Below are 20847 nucleotides of genomic sequence, written 5' to 3'. Positions count from 1 at the left end.
ATGTTGCACACCACCGGGGGGATGAGAACCCCCGACCGGGGTTCGACAACGGGCGAGCGCAGTGGGTCAATCACCCGAACGGTGCGGTCTGGGGCCCTCACCCTAGCCCTCTCCCCAGGGGAGAGGGGATTATTATTCCTCCACCATACGTGCATACTCTTCGGTGAGGAAATCCACCAGCGTTCTGACGGATGGCAACAGCCCGCGCCGGGACGGATAAACCGCGTGGATCACTTCCCGTCTTGGCTCCCAGTCTTCCAGTACCCGAACGAGTTCACCGGAGGCAAGTTGCTCTTTCACCATCAAAATCGGCAATTGCACTACGCCCACACCCGCCATCGCCGCTTCGCGTAGCGCCAGCATGTCGGTGGTAATAAAGCGCGGCGTGAAATGGATCTCCGCTTTTGCGCCCTGCGGACCGCAGAGATCCCATTTATGTACCTGTTTACCGGCTCCCATGCTTAAGCCCGGCCAGTCGCTCAGCGCCGAGGGGGTAAGCGGTGCGCCCAGGCGTTCAACCAGCTGCCGCCCCGCCACCAGACAATGTCCCCTGTCGGCCAGCACCCTTAGAACCAGATCGCTGTCATCAAACGGACGCGGCCGCACGCGGATCGCCACATCAATCCCCTCGGCTACCGGATCGACCCGCCGATTGGTTGCCTCCAGCTGCAGATTGATGCCGGGATAGCGCGCCAGAAAGCGTGCCAGCATTGGCCCTACGTGGACATGCAGCAACGTAACCGGACAGGTGATCCTGACGATACCGCGCGGTTCGGCCTGCAGCGCAGCCACGGCCTCCTCTGCCGCCTCCGCTTCCACCAGCATTGCCTTACAGTGCTGATAGAACGTCTGCCCGACCTCCGTCACCGTAAACTGCCGCGTGGTACGCTGAATTAACCGCACGCTAAGCCGCTCCTCCAGCTGAGCTATCCGGCGGCTCAGTTTCGATTTAGGCTCATCAAGCGCCCGCCCCGCTGCCGCAAATCCTCCGTGCTCGACCACTTTCACAAACCAGGCTAAATCGTTGAGATCCTGCATACCCTCTCCATCGTTCCACAAACGGAACAGTGAGTGTCATTTTTACGCTCTACCGGAACATTAGACCTGAATATAAGCTAATTACATCAACAGAACATCAGGAGTTCATCATGAAACAGGTCACAGGCGTTTATACCGCACCGCGACAGCACTGGGTCGGAGATGGTTTTCCGGTTCGCTCGATGTTTTCATATCAGACGCACGGTGAGCCGCTCAGCCCGTTCCTGCTTTTGGACTACGCCGGTCCCTTTACCTTCCCGGCTGACGGGGCAAAACGCGGCGTTGGTCAGCATCCTCATCGTGGATTTGAAACAGTCACCATTGTTTATTCCGGCGAAGTGGAGCATCGCGATTCGACGGGACAAGGCGGCGTGATTGGACCGGGCGATGTGCAGTGGATGACGGCAGGCTCGGGCATTTTGCACGAAGAGTTTCACTCCAGCGCGTTCTCGCAAAAAGGAGGGGAACTCAAAATGATGCAGCTGTGGGTCAACCTGCCTGCGAAAGACAAAATGGCCGCACCCGGCTATCAAAGCATCACCAAAGAGACGATCCCGGTGGTAACGCTGCCGGACGACAGTGGAACGCTGCGGGTGATCGCAGGCCGCTACGGCGAGACTGACGGCCCGGCCCGAACGTTCTCCCCGCTGAACGTCTGGGATATGGCGCTGAATCAGGGAAGCTACCACACCTTCCATCAGCCCGAAGGCTGGAGCACAACGCTTGTGGTGCTGGAAGGAAGCGTCACGGTGAACGGCACCGCGCAGGCGGGTGAAGCGCAGCTGGTGGTGCTCAGCCAGCAAGGTGACAGCGTCCACCTGGAAGCCAACAGCGATACCAAAGTGCTGCTGATGGCGGGCGAACCGCTGAACGAGCCGATCGTCGGTTACGGCCCGTTTGTGATGAACAGTAAAACCGAAATCGCAGAAGCTATCCGTGATTTCAACTCAGGCCGTTTTGGCCAGATCCTCTCGTCATAAAGGAGAAGAACATGTCTACACCTGCAAATTTTAACGGTTCCCGCCCGGTCATTGATGCGAATGACGCGGTCATGCTGCTTATCGATCATCAGAGCGGGCTGTTCCAGACCGTTGGCGACATGCCTATGCCGGAACTGCGCGCCCGTGCGGCAGCACTGGCAAAAATCGCAACGCTTGCACAGATCCCGGTGATTACCACTGCATCCGTTCCGCAGGGGCCAAACGGACCGCTGATCCCGGAGATCCACGCCAACGCGCCGCACGCCCAGTACGTAGCCCGAAAAGGTGAGATTAACGCCTGGGATAACCCAGAGTTTGTGGCAGCGGTAAAAGCCACCGGGCGTAACACGCTGATTATTGCCGGGACCATCACCAGCGTCTGCATGGCGTTCCCGTCCATCAGCGCGGTGGCGGACGGCTATAAAGTGTTTGCGGTGATTGATGCCTCTGGCACCTACAGCAAAATGGCGCAGGAGATCACCCTGGCCCGTGTGGTTCAGGCGGGCGTTGTGCCAATGGATACCGCTGCCGTGGCTTCTGAGATCCAGCGGACATGGAATCGTGAAGACGCTGCACAGTGGGCTGAGGTTTATACGCATATCTTCCCGGCCTATCAGCTGTTGATCGAAAGCTACGGTAAGGCGCAGGAGGTCGTGAAAAACGGCGAAATGCTCGATTCACAGCGTTAATACCCCGTGCTGCGACCTAAGCTGATTAAGGCTTAACCGAACAAGCACGAATACAGAAAATCTGCTTGACCGTTTTAGCGCAACTCCCTATAGTAGCGCCCCGTTGCCCCCCAAGCGGTCAGGCAGCAAAACAATATGGTGAGGTGTCCGAGTGGCTGAAGGAGCACGCCTGGAAAGTGTGTATACGGCAACGTATCGGGGGTTCGAATCCCCCCCTCACCGCCATATTTGAAGAAGAGCTCGTACGAAAGTACGGGCTTTTTTTTTCGCATGTTGCACACCCCCGGGGGGATGAGAACTCCCGACCGGGGTTCGAATCCCCCCCTCACCGCCATATTTGAAGAAGAGCTCGTACGAAAGTACGGGCTTTTTTTTTCGCATGTTGCACACCCCCGGGGGGATGAGAACTCCCGACCGGGGTTCGACAACGGGCGGCAGCCCGTTGGACAGACTGGGCGCGCAGCGAACAGGCTGCCCGAAGGGCGAGCGCAGCGAGTCAATCCCCCCCTCACCGCCATATTTAAAGAAGAGCTCGTACGAAAGTACGGGCTTTTTTTTTGCATGTTGCACTTCACCCTTGTGCGGTCTGGGCCCCTCACCCTAACCCTCTCCCCAGGGGAGAGGGAAAACGTCCTAACCTTTGGTAAAACCGCATCGGCCCCGTAGGCCGGGTAAGCGCAGCGCCACCCGGCGCAACAAACCGCACAAAAAACAAAGCCCGGTTCCCCGGGCCTTGAACACAACACGTCACTCAGTAGTACGCCTGCAGCGTTCGCTGGCACAGCGCCGAACGCACGCAGTCATCTTTGGTAAAGCGTACCACCCCAATCATCTCGTCTTCTTCAAAACGAGCCATGGCGTCACTCAGGCCGGACTTGACGCCCGACGGCAGGTCGCACTGGGTGATATCGCCATTGACGATGACCGTCACGTTCTCCCCGAGGCGCGTTAAAAACATCTTCATTTGCGCTGCAGTCACGTTCTGAGCCTCGTCAAGGATCACGACCGCATTTTCAAATGTACGTCCGCGCATATAGGCGAACGGCGCGATTTCCACCTTGCCAATCTCTGGCCGCAGGCAGTACTGCATAAAGGATGCGCCCAGCCGCTTCACCAGCACGTCATAAACGGGCCTGAAGTAGGGAGCAAACTTCTCTGAGATATCACCGGGTAAGAAGCCGAGATCTTCATCAGCCTGCAGTACCGGACGGGTGACAATAATTCTGTCCACGTCCTTGTGGATCAGCGCCTCTGCCGCTTTGGCCGCACTAATCCAGGTTTTCCCGCATCCGGCTTCACCGGTTGCAAAGATGAGCTGTTTACTCTCGATAGCATTCAGGTAGTGCGCCTGAGCTTCATTCCGCGCCATAATTGGGGAAGTATCACGGCAGTCCCGCGCCATGCCAATTGCTTCTACGCCACTCATCTGCACAAGCGAGGTGACCGACTCTTCTTCACGCTGTTTATGACTACGTGAATCCCGTCTCAGCACACGTTTTGCTTCGCGACGAGCTTTGATCACTGCTTTTTGTCTTCCCATGGATAGCACCTTGAGTTGTTGGTATTCATCACACGCGCCAGCGTCGGCACGATTATGCGCACAAACATCAGAGGGTTGGCTTCCTTGTAAGCCATTGCTTGCTTTGCCGGATGACGACACAAAACGGCTACGCGCACCATTTTGCACGTCGGTAGTAAGAGGGTGTTGCGTTGAGGGGGATAAATCTGTAGTGAAGAGATCGCTGCCGGAGTCAGAGCCTCCGCGCCGGGTGCTGCGGTTGTTACGCTTACCTTGTCCAGTACAGGACGCTACCATTCGCGATCTCCATAGTGAATCAGTTTCACTGCCGGGAACTACCGCTGTCTTATCTTAAGTACATCAGGGATTATCATAAATGCAACATTTATTTTACCATAATGCAACTTTTAAGACTGCACCTGCAGTGGATTCAGTCTCATATAGAAATATTACAGAAAAATAACAACAAGATAGTCATCGCGAAAAATAATGTCCCTGCGAACAATCGCAGGGACGATTATCAGGCTTCGATCAGACCCTGACCGAGATAGGCATCTGGCGTGCGCGGTCCAGGCAGAGCAAAGAAATAGCCACCGCCGATAGGTTTAATATACTCCTCCAGCGCTTCGCCGTTGAGCCGCTTCTGCACCGTCAGGAAGCCTTTCTCAAGGTCGTGCTGGTAGCAGACAAACAGCAGCCCCATATCGAGCTGGCCGGCGTTTGTCACGCCCAGGGAGTAACTGTAGCCGCGGCGCATCATCAGGCTGGACTGTGTTTCTGGCGTGCGCGGATTGGCGAGCCGGATATGGCTATCCAGCGCAATCACGTCCCCTTGCGGGTCGCGGGCATAGTCGGGCACGTCATGCTCGTTCTTCATGCCGAGCGGCGCGCCGCTTTGCTTATCGCGACCGAAGATCGTCTGCTGTTCTTTAAGCGGCGTGCGATCCCAGAACTCGACGTGGAACTGAATGATCCGCACCGCCTGATAGCTGCCGCCCACCGCCCACGCCGGTTCCCCCTGGCTGGCGGTCACCCAGACCACCTCGTTCATCAGCGTGGCATCGCTGCTGTCCGGGTTGGCCGTGCCGTCCTTAAAGCCCAGCAGGTTGACCGGCGTCTCTTTTCCTTTACTGCGGGCAGCGTGGTCAGAGATAAACCCTTCCCGCTTCCAGCGCACGCTCAGCAGGTCCGGCGTGTGCTTAATAATGTCCCGCAGGGCGTGGATCACCGTGTCCTGCGTATTGGCGCAGATCTGCAGCAGCAGATCGCCATGACAGAGGGCCGCGTCGAGGGAGTCGTTGGGAAAACGCGTCATCTTTTGCAGTGAAATGGGCTTTTGTTTGGTCAGCCCGTAGCGTGTATCAAACAGCGATTCACCCAGCGATACGGTGATTGTCAGATTATCGGGGGCGATAAACGGCCCCAGAATACCGGAGTCCATCGGCGGCAGGCGCGGATTTGGCGTATCCGGGGCTGGTCCACCCGCGGTGAGAAACGCGATACGTGCCGTCAGCAGGCGGAACAAACGCTCCAGGTCGGCTTTGTCACTTGCCAGTGAATCGAAAGCCACCAGCATCATGGAGGCCTGCTGCGGGGTCAAAATGCCCGACTGGTGCACGCCGTAAAACGGCTGGGTCTCCATGCGGGCATCCGGTGACAGCGTGCCGGGGGCACTCTGCGGTTTTGCCGCATGTGCCACCGGACACCCTCCCGCCAGGGCAAGCGCGCCGCCGAGCGCCCCTACCCCTTTCAGTAACCGACGTCGCGACGGTTGTGCGACGTCATACTCGTCTTGCTTGTTCATTCTACTCAGTCCAGACCCAGCACGCCGCGCAGCTGAGCCAGATCTTCCGCCAGGGTGGTCACAGGGCCTTTCAGCGCGTTACGGTCAGCGTCGGTCAGTTTGTCGTAGGTTTCAAATCCGTCTTTGGTGCGGTACTTCGCCAGAATAGCGTCGACTTTCCTGAAATTAGCATCGACTTTCGCCAGCAGTTCGCCGTTCTCTTTCTGCAGCTGAGGACGCAGCAAATCAACAATCTTCTGTGCGCCGTCAACGTTCGCCTGGAAATCCCACAGGTCGGTGTGGCTGTAGCGATCTTCTTCACCGCTGATTTTGCTCGCCGCAACTTCTTCAATCAGGCCTGCTGCTCCGCCCACCACTTTTGACGGCGGGAATGCCAGCTCGCTGATGCGTTTTTGCAGGTCCAGCACGTCGCTGTTCAACTGCTCTGCATATTTCTCCATCCCTTTGGTGGCGTTGTCGCCGAACAGAGCTTTTTCAAGGCGGTGGAAGCCGGTGAATTTAGGATCGGCGGCTTTCTGCTCGTAGTCATCTTCGCGGGCATCGATACTGCCGTCGAGGTCGGAGAACAGCTCGGCAATCGGTTCGATACGCTCATAGTGCTGGCGGGTTGGGGCATACAGGGATTTCGCTTTTTCGATATCCCCTGATTTCACCGCGTCGGTAAAGGCTTTTGTTCCGGCAACCAGATCCGCAGTCTCTTTCATGACATACGCTTTATACGCGGTGATGGCCTCGCCCAGGCTCAGCAGGGCATCCCCTTTGGCCGCGTCAGCAGTGGCTTCGCCCTTGACGATCAGTTTCCCTTTTGGGTTCGTCAACAGACCGCAGGTCATATCATATTCACCCGGTTGCAGGTTAGCGGTCATCTTCTGGGTGAAGCCCGGCGCGATATTTTCGCGCTCTTCCACCACCATCACGCCTTTGAGGATCTCCCACTCCAGCGCCTTCTGACTGTGGTTTTGAATAATAAACTGGGTTTTACCGCTGTTAACCGTGATGGTCATCGGTTCACACTGCTTATCATTCACGGTGACTTTCACCTGCGGAATATCAGCGGCCTGCGCGGATAATGCAGACGCAAAGAGCGCCGCCATACCAACCTGTAACGCACTACGACGAAATTGAATTGCCATGACCTTTCCCGTTTAAAAGTATGTTGTAACTAAATTATGCACTTCACGGCGCGATTTGCGACGGCTGAGTGCTGGGGCGCGAAGGCATAAAGAACAGCACCAGCGCCGGAATAAGGTAGAGGAAGTACACCGCCACTTCGCTGATGCTTGGCGTTTCCTGGTAGCCAAAAATGCCTTCCAGTAACGTTCCGGTCAGAGAATGGGTGGAGAGAATGCCGCTGAGGTTAAACGCCACGTCCTGGAAGTGATTCCACAGCCCGGCTTCATGGAAGGCGCGGATCGCCCCCGCCGCCAGCCCGGCCGCGACCAGCAGAATAAACAGGCTGGTCCATTTGAAAAACGCGCCCAGGTTAAGGCGGATGCCGCCCCAGTAGAGCAGAAAGCCGAGCACGACGGCGGTTGCCAGCCCGAGCATGGCACCCAGCGGCGGCCAGATGCCGACATCCTGCTGGAATGCCGCCAGCAGGAAGAACACCGATTCCAGACCCTCACGCGCGACGGCGAAAAAGACCATCGCGATCAGCGCCCAGCCGTGGTGATTGCCTTTTTGCAGCGCGTTGTCCACCGCCTGCTCCAGCTGCACCTTCACGTTGCGCGACACTTTGCGCATCCAGAACACCATCCAGGTGAGGATCACCACCGCAATCACTGCGACCAGCCCTTCAAACAGCTCTTGTTCCCGTTGCGGGAATTCGCCGGTGGTTTCGTTGATAAGGATTCCGAGCCCCAGACAGAGCGCGGCCGCCAGAAAAACGCCCACCCACATCACGCCAATCCAGCGCCCGCGCTGGGTTCGCTTCAGATAACTGGCGATAAGGCTGACAATCAGGGCCGCTTCAAGGCCTTCACGTAACATAATGAGAAATGGAACAAACATGCCGACACCTTAAATGTTTATCGCGGTCAACTGATGCAAAGAAAGGTAAATTCTTTTGATAGTGATTATCATTACGGCTGAGAGAAAAACAAGCGAAATATGGGGCGTTTTGATGACGAGATGTAAACGGATCGCCGGGTAATAGTTAGCACAGTTATGATTAAGTTTATAAGTTATAACGAAAATGCCCATTTACGGTTAATCAGCGCTGTGGCTAAATGTCGGCCTCAAAAACCAACCGTAACCACACTATGTATAACATTGTCCATTTCCTGCTGGCGCTGGTCATAATCCTCGCCCTTGCCTGGCTGGTGAGTTTCGATCGCCGTCAAATTCGTATTCGCTTTGTCTTACAGCTGATCGTTATTGAAATTGCGCTGGCCTTTTTTTTCCTGCACGCGCAAAGCGGCCTGTTTATTATTCATTACGTCTCGGGATTCTTTGAGTCCCTGCTGAAATTCGCGGCCGAAGGGACGAATTTTGTCTTCGGGGGGATGGGTGAAAAAGGGCTGGCGTTTATTTTCCTCGGCGTACTGTGCCCGATTATATTTATTTCGGCGCTGATTGGTATTCTCCAGCACTGGCGTATTCTGCCGATTTTTATTCGCGTGATCGGCACGCTGCTGTCAAAGCTGAACGGCATGGGCAAGCTGGAATCGTTTAACGCGGTAAGCTCGCTGATCCTCGGCCAGTCGGAAAACTTCATTGCTTACAAAGGCGTCCTGGGCGATCTCTCCTCGCGCCGTCTGTTTACAATGGCTGCCACCGCCATGTCGACCGTTTCCCTGTCGATTGTCGGCGCCTATATGACCATGCTCGATGCCAAATTTGTCGTTGCGGCGCTTATTCTCAACATGTTCAGCACCTTTATTATTCTCTCGATTATTAACCCGGCGCGCCCGGAAGCGGAATCAGAGATTAAGCTGGAAAAACTGCATGAATCGCAAAGCTTCTTTGAAATGCTCGGCGAATATATTCTGGCCGGTTTTAAAGTGGCGATGATTATTCTGGCGATGCTGATTGGCTTTATTGCGCTGATTAGTGCGGTCAACGCCCTCTTCTCCAGCGTATTTGGTATGAGCTTCCAGCAGATCCTGGGCTACGTCTTTTATCCGCTGGCGTGGCTTATTGGGATCCCGCTCCACGATGCCTTGCACGCCGGCAGCATTATGGCAACCAAACTGGTGGCGAACGAGTTTGTGGCGATGATTGAGCTGCAAAAAATTGCCCATCAGATGTCACCGCGCGGGCTGGGCATTTTATCCGTCTTCCTGGTGTCGTTCGCTAACTTTGCGTCTATCGGCATTGTCGCCGGAGCGATTAAAGGCCTTAACGAGCGTCAGGGCAACGTGGTCTCGCGCTTCGGTCTGCGTCTGGTGTATGGCGCAACGCTTGTGAGCCTGCTGTCGGCGAGTTTTGCGGGGCTGGTATTGTAAGATGCTTTGCCGGGTGGCGCTTCGCTTGCACGGGCCTACGGGATTTGTAGGCCCGGTAAGGCGTAGCTGCCACCGGGTCTGGTTTTATCAGAACTGCACGCACACCGGCTGATCGATCCGCATCACCGACTCCTGCGCGAAGCGAGATTTATAGATCCCGCGCAACGCTTCGATATTCTTTTCGCTCTGCGCATCGTGGGCATGGATTAGCATCAGCGCTTTACTCGGCTCCCGCGCCACTTTTCCGTCGTTACCCAGCCACTGACCGCGCGCGTCAAACACCGTTAAGCCGTCGCGAAAACGTGTCGTCACGTCCTGATCGACAAATTGCTGCCACTCGTTGCCGGTGATCTGCGCGCCTGCAGGACGGTTTAAGCCGAAATAGAGCGTGGTCTGCTGCATCTGGTTATCTGCTTTGCAGGTCTCCACGGCTGCGCGTTGCGCGGGCGCGTTACAGCCTGCCAGCATCAGTAATGCCGCCACCATCAACCCTGTTTTGATTGTCATTGTTCGCTATCCTCATCGTTATAAGTGCAGCGATATCACCGTAAATGACGGATTTTGGCAAGAAAAAAGCCGGGTGGCGCTTGCGCTTACCCGGCCTACGGTGTGACGTGGAAAAATTATTCTGCCTGCAGCTTAGACGGTGGTGCAGAGTGGTAATGCGCGTCCGCTTCAGCGAAGCGTTTTTGCATCGCAGCAGACGGTGCCTTGCCAAGCAGGCTGAACACCACAATGCCGATGCTGCCGAAGATGAAGCCCGGAATGATTTCGTACAGGCCCAGCCACGCGAACTGTTTCCAGACGATGACGGTGACCGCACCGATAATCATCCCCGCCAGCGCGCCGTTGCGGGTCATGCGCGACCACAGCACCGAGAAGAGCACCACCGGACCAAAGGCCGCGCCGAAGCCTGCCCACGCGTAGCTCACCAGCCCCAGCACGCGGTTTTCCGGGTTAGCCGCCAGCGCGATGGAGACCAGCGCCACCACCAGCACCATGAAACGCCCCACCCACACCAGCTCTTTCTGGCTCGCCCCTTTACGCAGGAACGCCTTGTAGAGGTCTTCGGTGATTGCGCTGGAGCAGACCAGCAGCTGGCAGCTCAGGGTCGACATCACCGCCGCCAGAATCGCAGACAGCAGGATACCGGCAATCCACGGGTTAAAGAGGATCTGCGCCAGCTCAATGAACACGCGCTCGGCGTTCTGGTTCACCGCCCCTGCCTGCGCCGGGTTGTTATTGAAGTACGCAATCCCGAAGAAGCCGACCGCACATGCGCCAGCCAGACAGAGGATCATCCACGTCATACTGATGCGACGTGCATGGACGATGGTGTGGTGAGAATCTGCCGCCATAAAGCGCGCCAGGATATGCGGCTGACCAAAGTAGCCCAGACCCCAGCCCATCAGGGAGACGATGGCCACGAAGTTAAGCCCCTTCAGCATATCGACGTTTTCGATGCTCTTCTGCTTGATCACTTCCAGCGATTCGCCAAAACCGCCGACGGTGAAAATCACAATCACCGGCGTCAGGATCAGGGCGAAGATCATCAGGCTGGCCTGCACGGTATCCGTCCAGCTTACCGCCAGGAACCCGCCCACGAAGGTATAGATGATGGTTGCGGCGGCACCGGCCCACAGCGCGGTTTCATAGCTCATGCCGAAGGTGCTTTCGAACAGACGTGCACCGGCTACGATGCCGGAGGCGCAGTAGATAGTGAAGAACAGCAGGATCACCACCGCAGAGATAATACGCAGGATGCGGCTGTTGTCTTCGAAGCGGCCGGTGAAGTAGTCCGGCAGCGTCAGGGCGTTATTGTTGGCTTCGGTGTGGACGCGCAGGCGGCCCGCCACCAGCTTCCAGTTGATCCATGCGCCGACGGTCAGGCCGATGGCGATCCAGCTTTCTGAAATCCCGGAAATGAAAATCGCGCCCGGCAGCCCCATCAGCAGCCAGCCGCTCATATCGGAGGCACCCGCAGAGAGCGCGGTCACCATCGGGCCTAAGCTGCGGCCGCCCAGAATATAGTCGTCAAAGTTTTTCGTTGAACGCCATGCCAAAAACCCTATCAGGATCATGCCGAGGATATAAACGAGAAATGTCACCAGCATCGGTGTGCTAATTGCCATTCAAATTCTCCAAATTGTCGAGCGACAACCGTCCGGGTTGCCTTGTTATGTCATTACCGGAACGGGGTAATGAGTGTCTGTATTTCTGTTGGCCGCGCGTATCCTGCCGGAAGCAGTGCTCGCACACAAACGATTTAACACGGCATTTACATCAAATACATCCCAGGTTTGATACGTCTTTCCTATAGGTTGCACTCGCTCACGCTTTTACGGGTTGCACCTTTCAAAACTGTTAAGTTCCGCATAAAACCGCGCTACAGACGACCTCGCCTTCGGCATTTTTTAGCTAACCAGCCATTAACAATTAAGCCATTTGCCAGCTTGCAGCACAGGTCACATTTAACACGGTTGCACAAAGTTGCAACATGGTGGATATTTCACGCTAACGATTGAACACGCTTACAGAACAACAGGAGTTTTGGCATGGGGATGACCACCATGGGGGTTAAGCTGGATGACGCTACCCGCGAACGGATTAAAACCGCGGCGACCCGCATTGACCGCACGCCGCACTGGCTAATCAAGCAGGCGATTTATAATTATCTCGAAAGGCTGGAGAGCGACGAAGGGCTGCCCGAGCTGCCTGCCCTGCTGGCTGGCGCAGCGAACGAAAGCGAAGAAACCGCCGCTGTTGTCGAAGAGACCCATCAGCCATTCCTGGAGTTCGCCGAGCAGATCCTGCCGCAGTCCGTCAGCCGCGCAGCCATAACCGGCGCCTACCGCCGGGCCGAAACCGACGCCGTGCCGATGCTGCTGGAGCAGGCCCGCCTGCCGCAGGACATTGCCGCTCAGGCGCACAGCCTGGCGTACCAGTTGGCCGATAAGCTGCGTAACCAAAAAAATGCCACCGGCCGCGCCGGGATGGTGCAAGGCCTGTTGCAGGAGTTTTCTCTCTCCTCACAGGAAGGCGTGGCGCTGATGTGCCTGGCGGAAGCGCTGCTGCGTATTCCCGACAAAGCCACCCGCGATGCGCTGATCCGCGACAAAATCAGCAACGGCAACTGGCAGTCACACATTGGCCGCAGCCCGTCGCTGTTCGTTAACGCCGCCACCTGGGGGCTGCTGTTTACCGGCAGACTGGTGTCAACCCATAACGAAGCGAATCTCTCCCGCTCGCTGAACCGCATTATTGGCAAGAGCGGCGAGCCGCTGATCCGTAAAGGCGTGGACATGGCGATGCGCCTGATGGGCGAGCAGTTCGTCACCGGGGAAACCATTGCCGAAGCGCTGGCAAATGCCCGCAAGCTCGAGGACAAAGGCTTCCGCTACTCGTATGACATGCTGGGCGAAGCGGCGCTGACCGCCGCCGACGCGCAGGCGTACATGGTCTCTTACCAGCAGGCGATCCACGCCATCGGTAAAGCCTCCAACGGGCGCGGCATTTATGAAGGGCCGGGCATCTCCATCAAGCTTTCTGCCCTGCACCCGCGCTACAGCCGCGCGCAGTATGACCGGGTGATGGAAGAGCTGTATCCGCGCCTGAAATCCCTGACCCTGCTGGCGCGTCAGTACGACATCGGGATTAACATCGACGCCGAAGAGGCCGACCGTCTGGAGATCTCCCTCGATCTGCTGGAAAAACTGTGCTTTGAACCGGAGCTGGCGGGCTGGAACGGGATTGGCTTTGTGATCCAGGCCTACCAGAAACGCTGCCCGTTCGTCATTGACTATCTGATTGATCTCGCCTCCCGCAGCCGTCGCCGCCTGATGATCCGTCTGGTGAAAGGCGCCTACTGGGACAGCGAAATCAAACGCGCGCAGATGGAAGGCCTGGAAGGTTATCCGGTCTACACCCGCAAGGTTTACACCGACGTCTCTTACCTCGCCTGTGCGAAAAAACTGCTCGGCGTGCCGAACCTGATCTACCCGCAGTTCGCCACCCACAACGCCCACACGCTGGCGGCGATCTACAGCCTGGCCGGGCAGAACTACTATCCGGGACAGTACGAGTTCCAGTGCCTGCACGGCATGGGTGAACCGCTGTACGAGCAGGTGACCGGCAAAGTGGCCGACGGCAAGCTGAACCGCCCGTGCCGTATTTATGCCCCGGTCGGGACGCATGAAACCCTGCTGGCCTACCTGGTGCGTCGTCTGCTGGAAAATGGCGCGAACACCTCCTTCGTCAACCGCATCGCCGACACTACGCTGCCGCTGGATGAACTGGTGGCCGATCCGGTGCTGGCCGTTGAAAAAATGGCGGCGCAGGAAGGTCAGGTTGGTCTGCCGCACCCGAAAATTGCCCACCCGCGCGAACTGTACGGCGCAGGCCGTGTTAACTCCGCGGGCCTGGATCTGGCCAACGAACACCGTCTGGCATCGCTCTCCTCTGCCCTGCTCAACAGCGCGTTGCAGAAATGGCAGGCAAAACCGATTCTTGAGCACGCCGTCGACGACGGTGAAATGCAGCCGGTGATCAACCCGGCGGAGCCAAAAGATATCGTCGGCTACGCGCGTGAAGCCACGGAAGCGGAAGTGGAGCAGGCGCTGGAGAGTGCGGTGAACAACGCGCCAATCTGGTTCGCGACGCCGCCGCAGGAGCGTGCCGCCATTCTGGAACGCGCGGCGGTGCTGATGGAAGATCAGATGCAGCAGCTCATCGGCATTCTGGTGCGCGAAGCGGGTAAAACCTTCAGCAACGCCATCGCCGAAGTGCGCGAGGCGGTCGACTTCCTGCATTACTATGCCGGGCAGGTACGCGATGATTTCGATAATGAAACGCACCGTCCGCTTGGCCCGATTGTCTGTATCAGCCCGTGGAACTTCCCACTGGCGATCTTTACCGGCCAGATTGCAGCCGCGCTCGCCGCAGGCAACAGTGTGCTGGCGAAACCGGCCGAGCAAACGCCGCTGATTGCCGCCCAGGGTATCGCTATCCTGCGCGAAGCGGGCGTGCCTGCGGGCGTGGTCCAGCTGGTGCCGGGCCGCGGTGAAACGGTTGGGGCAAAACTGACCTCAGACAACCGCGTACGCGGCGTGATGTTTACCGGCTCCACCGAGGTGGCGACGCTGCTGCAACGCAACATCGCCACGCGTCTGGATGCGCAAGGACGCCCAACGCCGCTGGTGGCGGAAACCGGCGGGATGAACGCCATGATCGTCGACTCCTCCGCGCTCACCGAGCAGGTGGTGGTTGACGTGCTGGCCTCGGCGTTTGACAGCGCAGGTCAGCGCTGTTCGGCCCTGCGCGTGCTGTGTCTGCAGGATGACATTGCCGACCATACGCTGAAAATGCTGCGCGGCGCGATGGCCGAATGCCGCATGGGCAACCCGGGACGCCTCACCACCGACATTGGGCCGGTGATTGACGCCGAGGCGAAAGAGAATATCGAGAACCATATTCAGACAATGCGTGCCAAAGGCCGCCCGGTGTTCCAGGCGGTGCGTGAGAACAGCGAAGATGCCCGCGAATGGCAGACCGGCACCTTTGTCCCGCCAACGCTGATTGAGCTGGCAAGCTTCGACGAGCTGAAAAAAGAGGTCTTCGGGCCAGTGCTGCACGTCGTGCGTTACAACCGAAACAACCTGAACGAGCTTATCGGGCAGATTAACGCCTCCGGCTATGGCCTGACGCTCGGCGTGCATACCCGCATCGATGAAACCATCGCTCAGGTTACCGGCAGCGCGAAAGTCGGCAACCTGTACGTCAACCGCAACATGGTGGGTGCTGTGGTGGGCGTGCAGCCGTTCGGCGGCGAAGGCCTGTCCGGCACCGGTCCGAAAGCGGGTGGACCGATGTACCTGTACCGTCTGCTGGCAAACCGTCCGGAAAATGCGCTGAGCGTTACCCTGGCGCGCCAGGATGCCGCCTACCCGGTAGATGCGCAGCTCAAGGCCGTACTCACGCAGCCGCTGGACGCGCTCATCAAGTGGGCCGACAAGCGTCCGGAACTGCGCACCCTGGCGCAGCAGTACGGCGAGCTGGCGCAGGCCGGTACCCAGCGTCTGCTGCCGGGGCCGACCGGCGAGCGCAACACCTGGACGCTGATGCCGCGCGAGCGCGTACTGTGCATGGCCGATAACGAGCAGGACGCGCTGGTACAGCTGGCCGCCGCTGCCGCCACGGGTTGTGAGGTGCTGTGGCCGGAAGACGCGCTGCACCGCGATCTCGCCAAGCAGTTGCCGAAAGAGGTGGCCGCCCGCATTCACTTTGCGAAACCGGATGCGCTTCTCACCCAGCCGTTTGACGCGGTGATCTACCACGGCGACTCGGATCAGCTGCGCGAGCTGTGCGAGCAGGTGGCGGCCCGCAGCGGGGCCATCGTGTCGGTGCAGGGCTTTGCCCGCGGTGAAACAAATCTGCTGCTGGAGCGTCTGTACGTTGAACGCTCGCTCAGCGTGAATACCGCCGCCGCAGGGGGCAACGCCAGCCTGATGACTATCGGCTAATTGTGTAAAATCCCCCGGTGGCGCTACGCTTACCGGGGCTACATACGTTACCGTAGGCCGGATAAGCGCAGCGTATCCGGCTTTTTTGTAGGGAGAGAAGATGAAACCATTACTTATTGCGGGCGCCGCACTGCTGTTTAGCACCAGCGCGCTGGCCGATGTTTGCGCCAGCGCCAACACCCAGACGGACATGAACAGCTGTACCGCGCAGCAGTATCAGGCAGCAGATAAAAAGCTGAACCAAACGTATCAGACGGTCATGAAGCGCGCCGACGCCGCACAGCAGCCGCTACTGAAAAAAGCGCAGCAGGCATGGATTGTCTTAAGGGATGCAGACTGCGCGTTTGCCGCCTCCGGCAGTGCGGGGGGCAGCGTCCAGCCGATGATCGCCAATCAGTGTCTGGCGGAAAAAACCACCGAGCGCGAGGCCTATCTTGCGTCCTTAATGCAGTGTGAAGAAGGCGATTTGAGCTGCCCCCTTCCCCCGTCGCACTAACGCACGCGGATGCCTTCGATTATCATCCGCTGGACGTTTTCAAGGGTGCTCTGGAAAAACGCCTCATCCCGCAGCGTTTTTCCGGTCACCGCTTCCACCTGGGCCGCAAAGTCAGCGTAATGCTGCGTTGAGGCCCAAATCATAAAGATCAGATGCTGCGGGTCGACCGGAGCCAGCTTCCCGGCGGCTACCCATCCGGCAATGATTGCCGACTTGTCGTCAACCAGCTGCTTTAAATCGCCCGTCAGCTCAGCCTGCAGCAGCGGCGCGCCCTGCAGCATCTCCAGACAGAACAGCCTGGACGCCTGCGGATGGTCGCGGGAAACTTCGAGCTTCAGGCGGATGTACTCCCCGATGGCGACCAGCGGTGCCAGCTCTTCGCGAAACGCTTTCAGCGGCGCGAGCCAGATATCCAGGATCTGCTTCATCACCGCCACATAGAGCGCCTCTTTTGACGGGTAGTAGTACAGCAGATTGGTTTTCGACACCCCGGCCTGTTCAGCCACCTGCTCAAGACGCGTGCCGTGAATGCCAAACTGCGAGAAGGTCTCAAGCGCCGCGCTGAGAATGGCCTGCTTTTTGGCGCTGACGGCCAGGGAACGCTTGCCGGTTTTTGGCGCTGCGCGCGGGCTCATACCTGCTCTCCCGGCTCGTCACAGACCCGCGTCTTTTTCTTGCGCCTGAGCTTTAGCTCGCTTACCAGCACGCCCGCGATGATGAACGCCGCCCCCAGCAGCGCGAGCAGCGGCAGGCGCTCGCCAGCGATGCGCCCGAAAATACCCGCCCAGACCGGCTCACCGGTATAGATAACCGTCGCGCGCGTGGGTGATACGCTGCGCTGCGCCCAGTTCATGGTGACCTGAATAATGGCGCTGAAAATGCCCAGCCCCAGGGCAACCACAACCAGCCCGGTGGACATTGGCGGAACCGACTCCCCCGCCGGAACCATGGCGGCAAACGCCACCAGCGAGGCGGTAGCAAGCTGCACCACCGTCACCCGCTTAACGTCCACGCTTCCCGCCCAGGCGCTAATCAAAATAATTTCTGCCGCAATGGCAATGGCACCCGTGAGGGTGATCAGCTCGCCCGGCCCCAGCGCCAGCAGGTTATTTTCCGGTCCGGCCAGCAAAATCAGGCCAATAAAGGCCAGCACAATCCCGATGCAGGACATCAGCCCCGGCATCCGCCCCAGACAGAGCCACTGCAACAGCGGCACCAGCGGCACGTACATGGCGGTAATAAATGCAGATTTACTGCTGGAGATGCTCTGCAACCCCCAGGTTTGCAGGCTGTAGCCCATGGCGATGGCAATACCAATTGCCACACCGGCCTTCAGTTCTTTGAGCGTCAGCCCGCGCAGAGTTTTCAGTGAGATTAACGCCACGGCAATCGCCGCGGTGGCAAAGCGCAGACCCACAAAAAAGAAGGGATCGCTCAGGGTGACCGCGTACTGGACGGCGAGGAAGGTTCCGCCCCAGAACATGGTGATCAAAATGAGAATGGCTTCCTGGGGTTTAACGGAGAGTGTAAAGCGTGAAACTGACATGCGGCACCGGCGAAAAGAATCAATGCCCTAGTGTGCGATGCCTTGCGTTCCAGTTCAATGTTACGGGCATAAAAAACCGCCGGGAGACCCGGCGGCAGGGAGTCAACCCGGCGTACTACTTGCTGCTGCCGTGGCTGTTTTTCCCCCCTTTTTTGCCAGCTTCTGATGCACGCTGAGGGTCATTTTTGAAATTACCCCCGCTTGACTGGCCACCTTTACGACCTGCTTCTGATGCTCTGTCACGGTCTTCTGCGAAATTACCTGAACCACCACGATGGTTTGCCATCTCTAACCTCCAGAGTGTGAAACATTAGACATCATATTGCATTCAGTAAAAGAGTATTCTTTCACCTGGCGACGTCAGCGCAGTACCTTTATCTGCGTCGCGTGAAACTAAGCTTAGCGGAGTGAGGCTATCCGGCAAGCCAGAGGTAATATCCTGCAACATGATCTGAGCCTTTTGTATGAGATAACGCGACGGCCATCCATAAGCCTCTCTTATCATTCCAAAAATTTGACGGCCGAAAGTTGTTTCATTTTGCTACAGAGACGAAACGTTAACATATTGTTATAAATCAAAGAAATGGCCTGAAAAGTTGCAGTCTGCCCATCACGACATATCTTTAAAGTAACGCAGCGATTCGCTGTCAGAACAACAAACGAGGAGTGATGCAAAATGGCAAAAGTTCTGGTGCTCTATTATTCCATGTATGGACACATTGAAACCATGGCTCACGCGGTTGCAGAAGGCGCAAACAGAGTAGACGGCGTGGATGTTGTGGTGAAGCGCGTACCGGAAACCATGAACGCCGAGGCGTTCGCCAAAGCCGGGGGAAAAACACAAAACGCCCCGCAGGCCACGCCGCAGGAGCTGGCCGACTACGATGCCATTATCATCGGCACCCCAACCCGCTTCGGCAATATGTCAGGCCAGATGCGCACCTTCCTCGACCAAACCGGAGGACTGTGGGCGTCTGGCGCGCTGTACGGCAAGCTGGCGAGCGTATTCAGCTCAACCGGGACCGGCGGCGGCCAGGAGCAGACGATTACCTCAACCTGGACTACCCTTGCTCATCATGGGATGGTGATTGTGCCGATTGGCTACGGCGCGCAAGAGCTGTTTGATGTGTCTGAGGTTCGGGGCGGCACACCTTACGGCGCAACCACCATTGCCGGTGGCGACGGCTCTCGCCAGCCAAGTAATGAAGAGCTTTCCATCGCCCGCTATCAGGGTGAACACGTCGCGGGTCTGGCCAAAAAACTTTTCGGCTAACCCAACAGGAGGACAAGCATGCCAACTCAAGAATCGAAAGCCCACCGCGTAGGTGAATGGGCCAGTTTACGCAACACCTCGCCGGAGATCGCCGAAGCTATCTTTGAAGTCGCAAAATATGACGAGAAGCTGGCAGAGCAGATATGGGAAGAAGGCAGCGATGAGGTTCTGGAACTGGCCTTCGGGAAAACGGACAAAGACTCCCTGTTCTGGGGTGAGCAAACCATCGAACGTAAAAACGTCTGACTATGTCCCCCGCCGCGGCGGGGGATTTTCCGCTATTTTGCCGCGCTGTTCATTACCGCATCAAACTTATCAATCGGACAGAATCCGTCTGCATCAATAGGGCACCCTTTCAGCGCCAGGGTCACGCGCTGCGCCGGGGATGCCAGTGACAGCACGCTGGCGTTACGCAACTGCTCCGTACTTTGGTAGACATACTCAATCTTCATCAGCTCGCGGTTGGCGTTCTTATCGTGCCAGCGCTGGAAGACGATTTTCCCGCCAATCGGCGTGCGCTCCTGCTGGTCATGAAGCTGATACGGCTGGAAATCCAGCGCCGTCAGCAGCGAGGCGATGTTGGAGTCGTGACCCACCAGCAGCGTTATTTTTGGCGAGGTGGTCCGGTCGGTGACCAGCGCCTTGTCGATATACTTCACCAGCGGTTTCGCGACGTTTTGTGCCACCGCTGTAGAGGTAAACAGCGCGTCCTGATAGCCGTTTTTCAGCTTCGACAGTATGCGCCACTGCTGGTCGGTTTTGATTTCGCCCCACGCGACCTGGTCCATCGGGAACCCTTCGTAATACTGCAGAGTGAAGGCATCCACCAGCGAATTCCCTGTTTTCAGCGGCCCGGAGACGCCCGGCTCTTTGTCGACATCCGCGCTGAAGGTATCTTTTGCATCCGTCAGGGAACAGATCTTCTTCTCCTTGCAGGACGGCGAATCAGCAAAGTTGGTCATCTGCTCCAGCAGCCTGTAGCTCTCGTCCAGCTGCATTTTCTGTCGTTCTGATGCCATCGCACTGAGCGCTTTTTCGCGGAATTCCGGCGAGCTGTCGGTAATGATGGGGTTGAAGGTCGGGTCCATGGTGCCCATTTTTTCCTGATGATGCACCGGCACGTCGCAGCCCGGGAAAGCCCCGGTAATAAAGAACTGCGCGGTTGCCACGGTGCGCTGCAGGCTGTTGGCGTAGGCATACACGGTGTCGGCTGGCGGGCATTCACCGGAGGTCACCATCTTCTGCGCTGCCAGCCATTCGCGCATATAGTGGCCCATGTAGACTTCAAGCACGCCGCCCTTGGTGGTCAGCTGGCCGCCCGGCACATCCCACTCAGGCCACTGCTTCGCCGTGGACTGCTCCAGAACGCTGCCGTTATTGGCGAGCGGCGCGCGCAGGTTATGGCGGCTCATGATTAAGACCTGTTCCAGCTGGTATCCTTCGGGCGTGTCCTGCGCCTGAGCGCCAAAGGTGACTGATACGCAACCTGCCACTGCAACAGCGAGTAGTGCTTTTCTCATCCCTTATTCCTCACTCGG

At 57.6% G+C, this 20847-nt stretch carries 18 protein-coding genes and 1 tRNA gene; 8 read left to right on the top strand and 11 right to left on the bottom strand.

Annotated features, from left to right (window positions below):
- Positions 1 to 132: 132 nt before the first annotated feature.
- Positions 133 to 1038 (bottom strand): LysR family transcriptional regulator, encoded by a 906-nt coding sequence (locus tag QLG21_RS09050; RefSeq protein WP_282484257.1) that lies wholly within the window; start codon positions 1036 to 1038, stop codon positions 133 to 135.
- A gap of 110 nt (positions 1039 to 1148) precedes the next feature.
- Here QLG21_RS09050 and QLG21_RS09045 point away from each other — a divergent pair, with 110 nt between their 5' ends.
- The 3 genes from QLG21_RS09045 (at position 1149) to QLG21_RS09035 (ending at position 2932) form a co-directional block, all read left to right on the top strand.
- On the top strand, positions 1149 to 2018 hold the full coding sequence (locus QLG21_RS09045; protein WP_282484256.1) for a pirin family protein: 870 nt from the start codon (positions 1149 to 1151) through the stop codon (positions 2016 to 2018).
- Positions 2019 to 2029: 11 nt separating this feature from the next.
- Positions 2030 to 2707 (top strand): isochorismatase family protein, encoded by a 678-nt coding sequence (locus tag QLG21_RS09040; RefSeq protein ID WP_006174618.1) that lies wholly within the window; start codon positions 2030 to 2032, stop codon positions 2705 to 2707.
- Between the two features lie 137 nt (positions 2708 to 2844).
- A tRNA-Ser gene (locus tag QLG21_RS09035) sits at positions 2845 to 2932 on the top strand.
- A 526-nt stretch (positions 2933 to 3458) separates the two neighbouring features.
- Here QLG21_RS09035 and phoH read toward each other — a convergent pair.
- The 4 genes from phoH to efeU form a co-directional block, all read right to left on the bottom strand.
- Positions 3459 to 4247 (bottom strand): phosphate starvation-inducible protein PhoH, encoded by a 789-nt coding sequence (phoH, locus tag QLG21_RS09030; protein ID WP_171007382.1) that lies wholly within the window; start codon positions 4245 to 4247, stop codon positions 3459 to 3461.
- Between the two features lie 499 nt (positions 4248 to 4746).
- A complete protein-coding gene (gene efeB, locus QLG21_RS09025; protein ID WP_282484255.1) occupies positions 4747 to 6030 on the bottom strand; it encodes an iron uptake transporter deferrochelatase/peroxidase subunit in 1284 nt (427 codons plus the stop codon).
- 5 nt (positions 6031 to 6035) lie between these two features.
- On the bottom strand, positions 6036 to 7163 hold the full coding sequence (gene efeO, locus QLG21_RS09020; RefSeq protein WP_137848909.1) for an iron uptake system protein EfeO: 1128 nt from the start codon (positions 7161 to 7163) through the stop codon (positions 6036 to 6038).
- Between the two features lie 43 nt (positions 7164 to 7206).
- The gene (efeU, locus tag QLG21_RS09015; RefSeq protein ID WP_088207526.1) at positions 7207 to 8040 is read right to left on the bottom strand and encodes an iron uptake transporter permease EfeU; all 834 of its coding nucleotides are present in this window, start codon (positions 8038 to 8040) and stop codon (positions 7207 to 7209) included.
- 251 nt (positions 8041 to 8291) lie between these two features.
- On the opposite strand from efeU, the gene QLG21_RS09010 reads away from it, so the two are divergent.
- Positions 8292 to 9476: a nucleoside transporter C-terminal domain-containing protein gene (locus QLG21_RS09010; RefSeq protein WP_006174611.1), complete on the top strand. Its 1185-nt coding sequence runs from the start codon at positions 8292 to 8294 to the stop codon at positions 9474 to 9476.
- 87 nt (positions 9477 to 9563) lie between these two features.
- On the opposite strand, the gene QLG21_RS09005 is transcribed toward QLG21_RS09010, so the two are convergent.
- Together QLG21_RS09005 and putP are read right to left on the bottom strand one after the other, a co-directional pair.
- Positions 9564 to 9983: a DUF3574 domain-containing protein gene (locus QLG21_RS09005; RefSeq protein ID WP_282484254.1), complete on the bottom strand. Its 420-nt coding sequence runs from the start codon at positions 9981 to 9983 to the stop codon at positions 9564 to 9566.
- Positions 9984 to 10099: 116 nt separating this feature from the next.
- A complete protein-coding gene (putP, locus tag QLG21_RS09000) occupies positions 10100 to 11608 on the bottom strand; it encodes a sodium/proline symporter PutP (RefSeq protein ID WP_273968089.1) in 1509 nt (502 codons plus the stop codon).
- Between the two features lie 423 nt (positions 11609 to 12031).
- Here putP and putA point away from each other — a divergent pair, with 423 nt between their 5' ends.
- Both putA and QLG21_RS08990 read left to right on the top strand, forming a co-directional pair.
- Entirely contained in the window at positions 12032 to 15994 is a 3963-nt protein-coding gene (gene putA, locus QLG21_RS08995) for a trifunctional transcriptional regulator/proline dehydrogenase/L-glutamate gamma-semialdehyde dehydrogenase (protein WP_282484253.1), read from the top strand.
- Between the two features lie 100 nt (positions 15995 to 16094).
- Complete coding sequence (locus QLG21_RS08990) at positions 16095 to 16490, top strand: lysozyme inhibitor LprI family protein (RefSeq protein ID WP_282484252.1); 396 nt, start codon at positions 16095 to 16097, stop codon at positions 16488 to 16490.
- Here QLG21_RS08990 and rutR read toward each other — a convergent pair.
- The 3 genes from rutR to QLG21_RS08975 all read right to left on the bottom strand — a co-directional run bounded on the left by rutR (position 16487) and on the right by QLG21_RS08975 (position 18322).
- Positions 16487 to 17125, bottom strand: a complete 639-nt coding sequence (rutR, locus tag QLG21_RS08985) for an HTH-type transcriptional regulator RutR (RefSeq protein ID WP_006174606.1) — start codon at positions 17123 to 17125, stop codon at positions 16487 to 16489. The two genes, QLG21_RS08990 and rutR, sit on opposite strands and share 4 nt — an antisense overlap.
- Positions 17122 to 18036 (bottom strand): DMT family transporter, encoded by a 915-nt coding sequence (locus tag QLG21_RS08980; protein ID WP_101737931.1) that lies wholly within the window; start codon positions 18034 to 18036, stop codon positions 17122 to 17124. The genes rutR and QLG21_RS08980 overlap by 4 nt, the downstream gene beginning before the upstream one ends.
- A gap of 115 nt (positions 18037 to 18151) precedes the next feature.
- Complete coding sequence (locus tag QLG21_RS08975; RefSeq protein ID WP_137848914.1) at positions 18152 to 18322, bottom strand: general stress protein; 171 nt, start codon at positions 18320 to 18322, stop codon at positions 18152 to 18154.
- 390 nt (positions 18323 to 18712) lie between these two features.
- Between QLG21_RS08975 and wrbA the strand changes: the two genes are divergently transcribed.
- Positions 18713 to 19309 (top strand): NAD(P)H:quinone oxidoreductase, encoded by a 597-nt coding sequence (wrbA, locus tag QLG21_RS08970; protein WP_006174602.1) that lies wholly within the window; start codon positions 18713 to 18715, stop codon positions 19307 to 19309.
- 18 nt (positions 19310 to 19327) lie between these two features.
- Positions 19328 to 19555, top strand: coding sequence for a YccJ family protein (locus tag QLG21_RS08965; protein WP_006174601.1), 228 nt, complete (start codon positions 19328 to 19330; stop codon positions 19553 to 19555).
- Positions 19556 to 19587: 32 nt separating this feature from the next.
- On the opposite strand, the gene agp is transcribed toward QLG21_RS08965, so the two are convergent.
- Positions 19588 to 20829: a bifunctional glucose-1-phosphatase/inositol phosphatase gene (agp, locus tag QLG21_RS08960; protein WP_282484251.1), complete on the bottom strand. Its 1242-nt coding sequence runs from the start codon at positions 20827 to 20829 to the stop codon at positions 19588 to 19590.
- Positions 20830 to 20847: the final 18 nt, after the last annotated feature.

It is taken from the genome of Enterobacter sp. V87_3, assembly GCF_029967835.1.
Classification (GTDB): domain Bacteria; phylum Pseudomonadota; class Gammaproteobacteria; order Enterobacterales; family Enterobacteriaceae; genus Enterobacter; species Enterobacter cancerogenus.
Note: the sequence above shows the minus strand (reverse complement) of the source record. Positions and strands in the feature narration are given on the sequence as shown.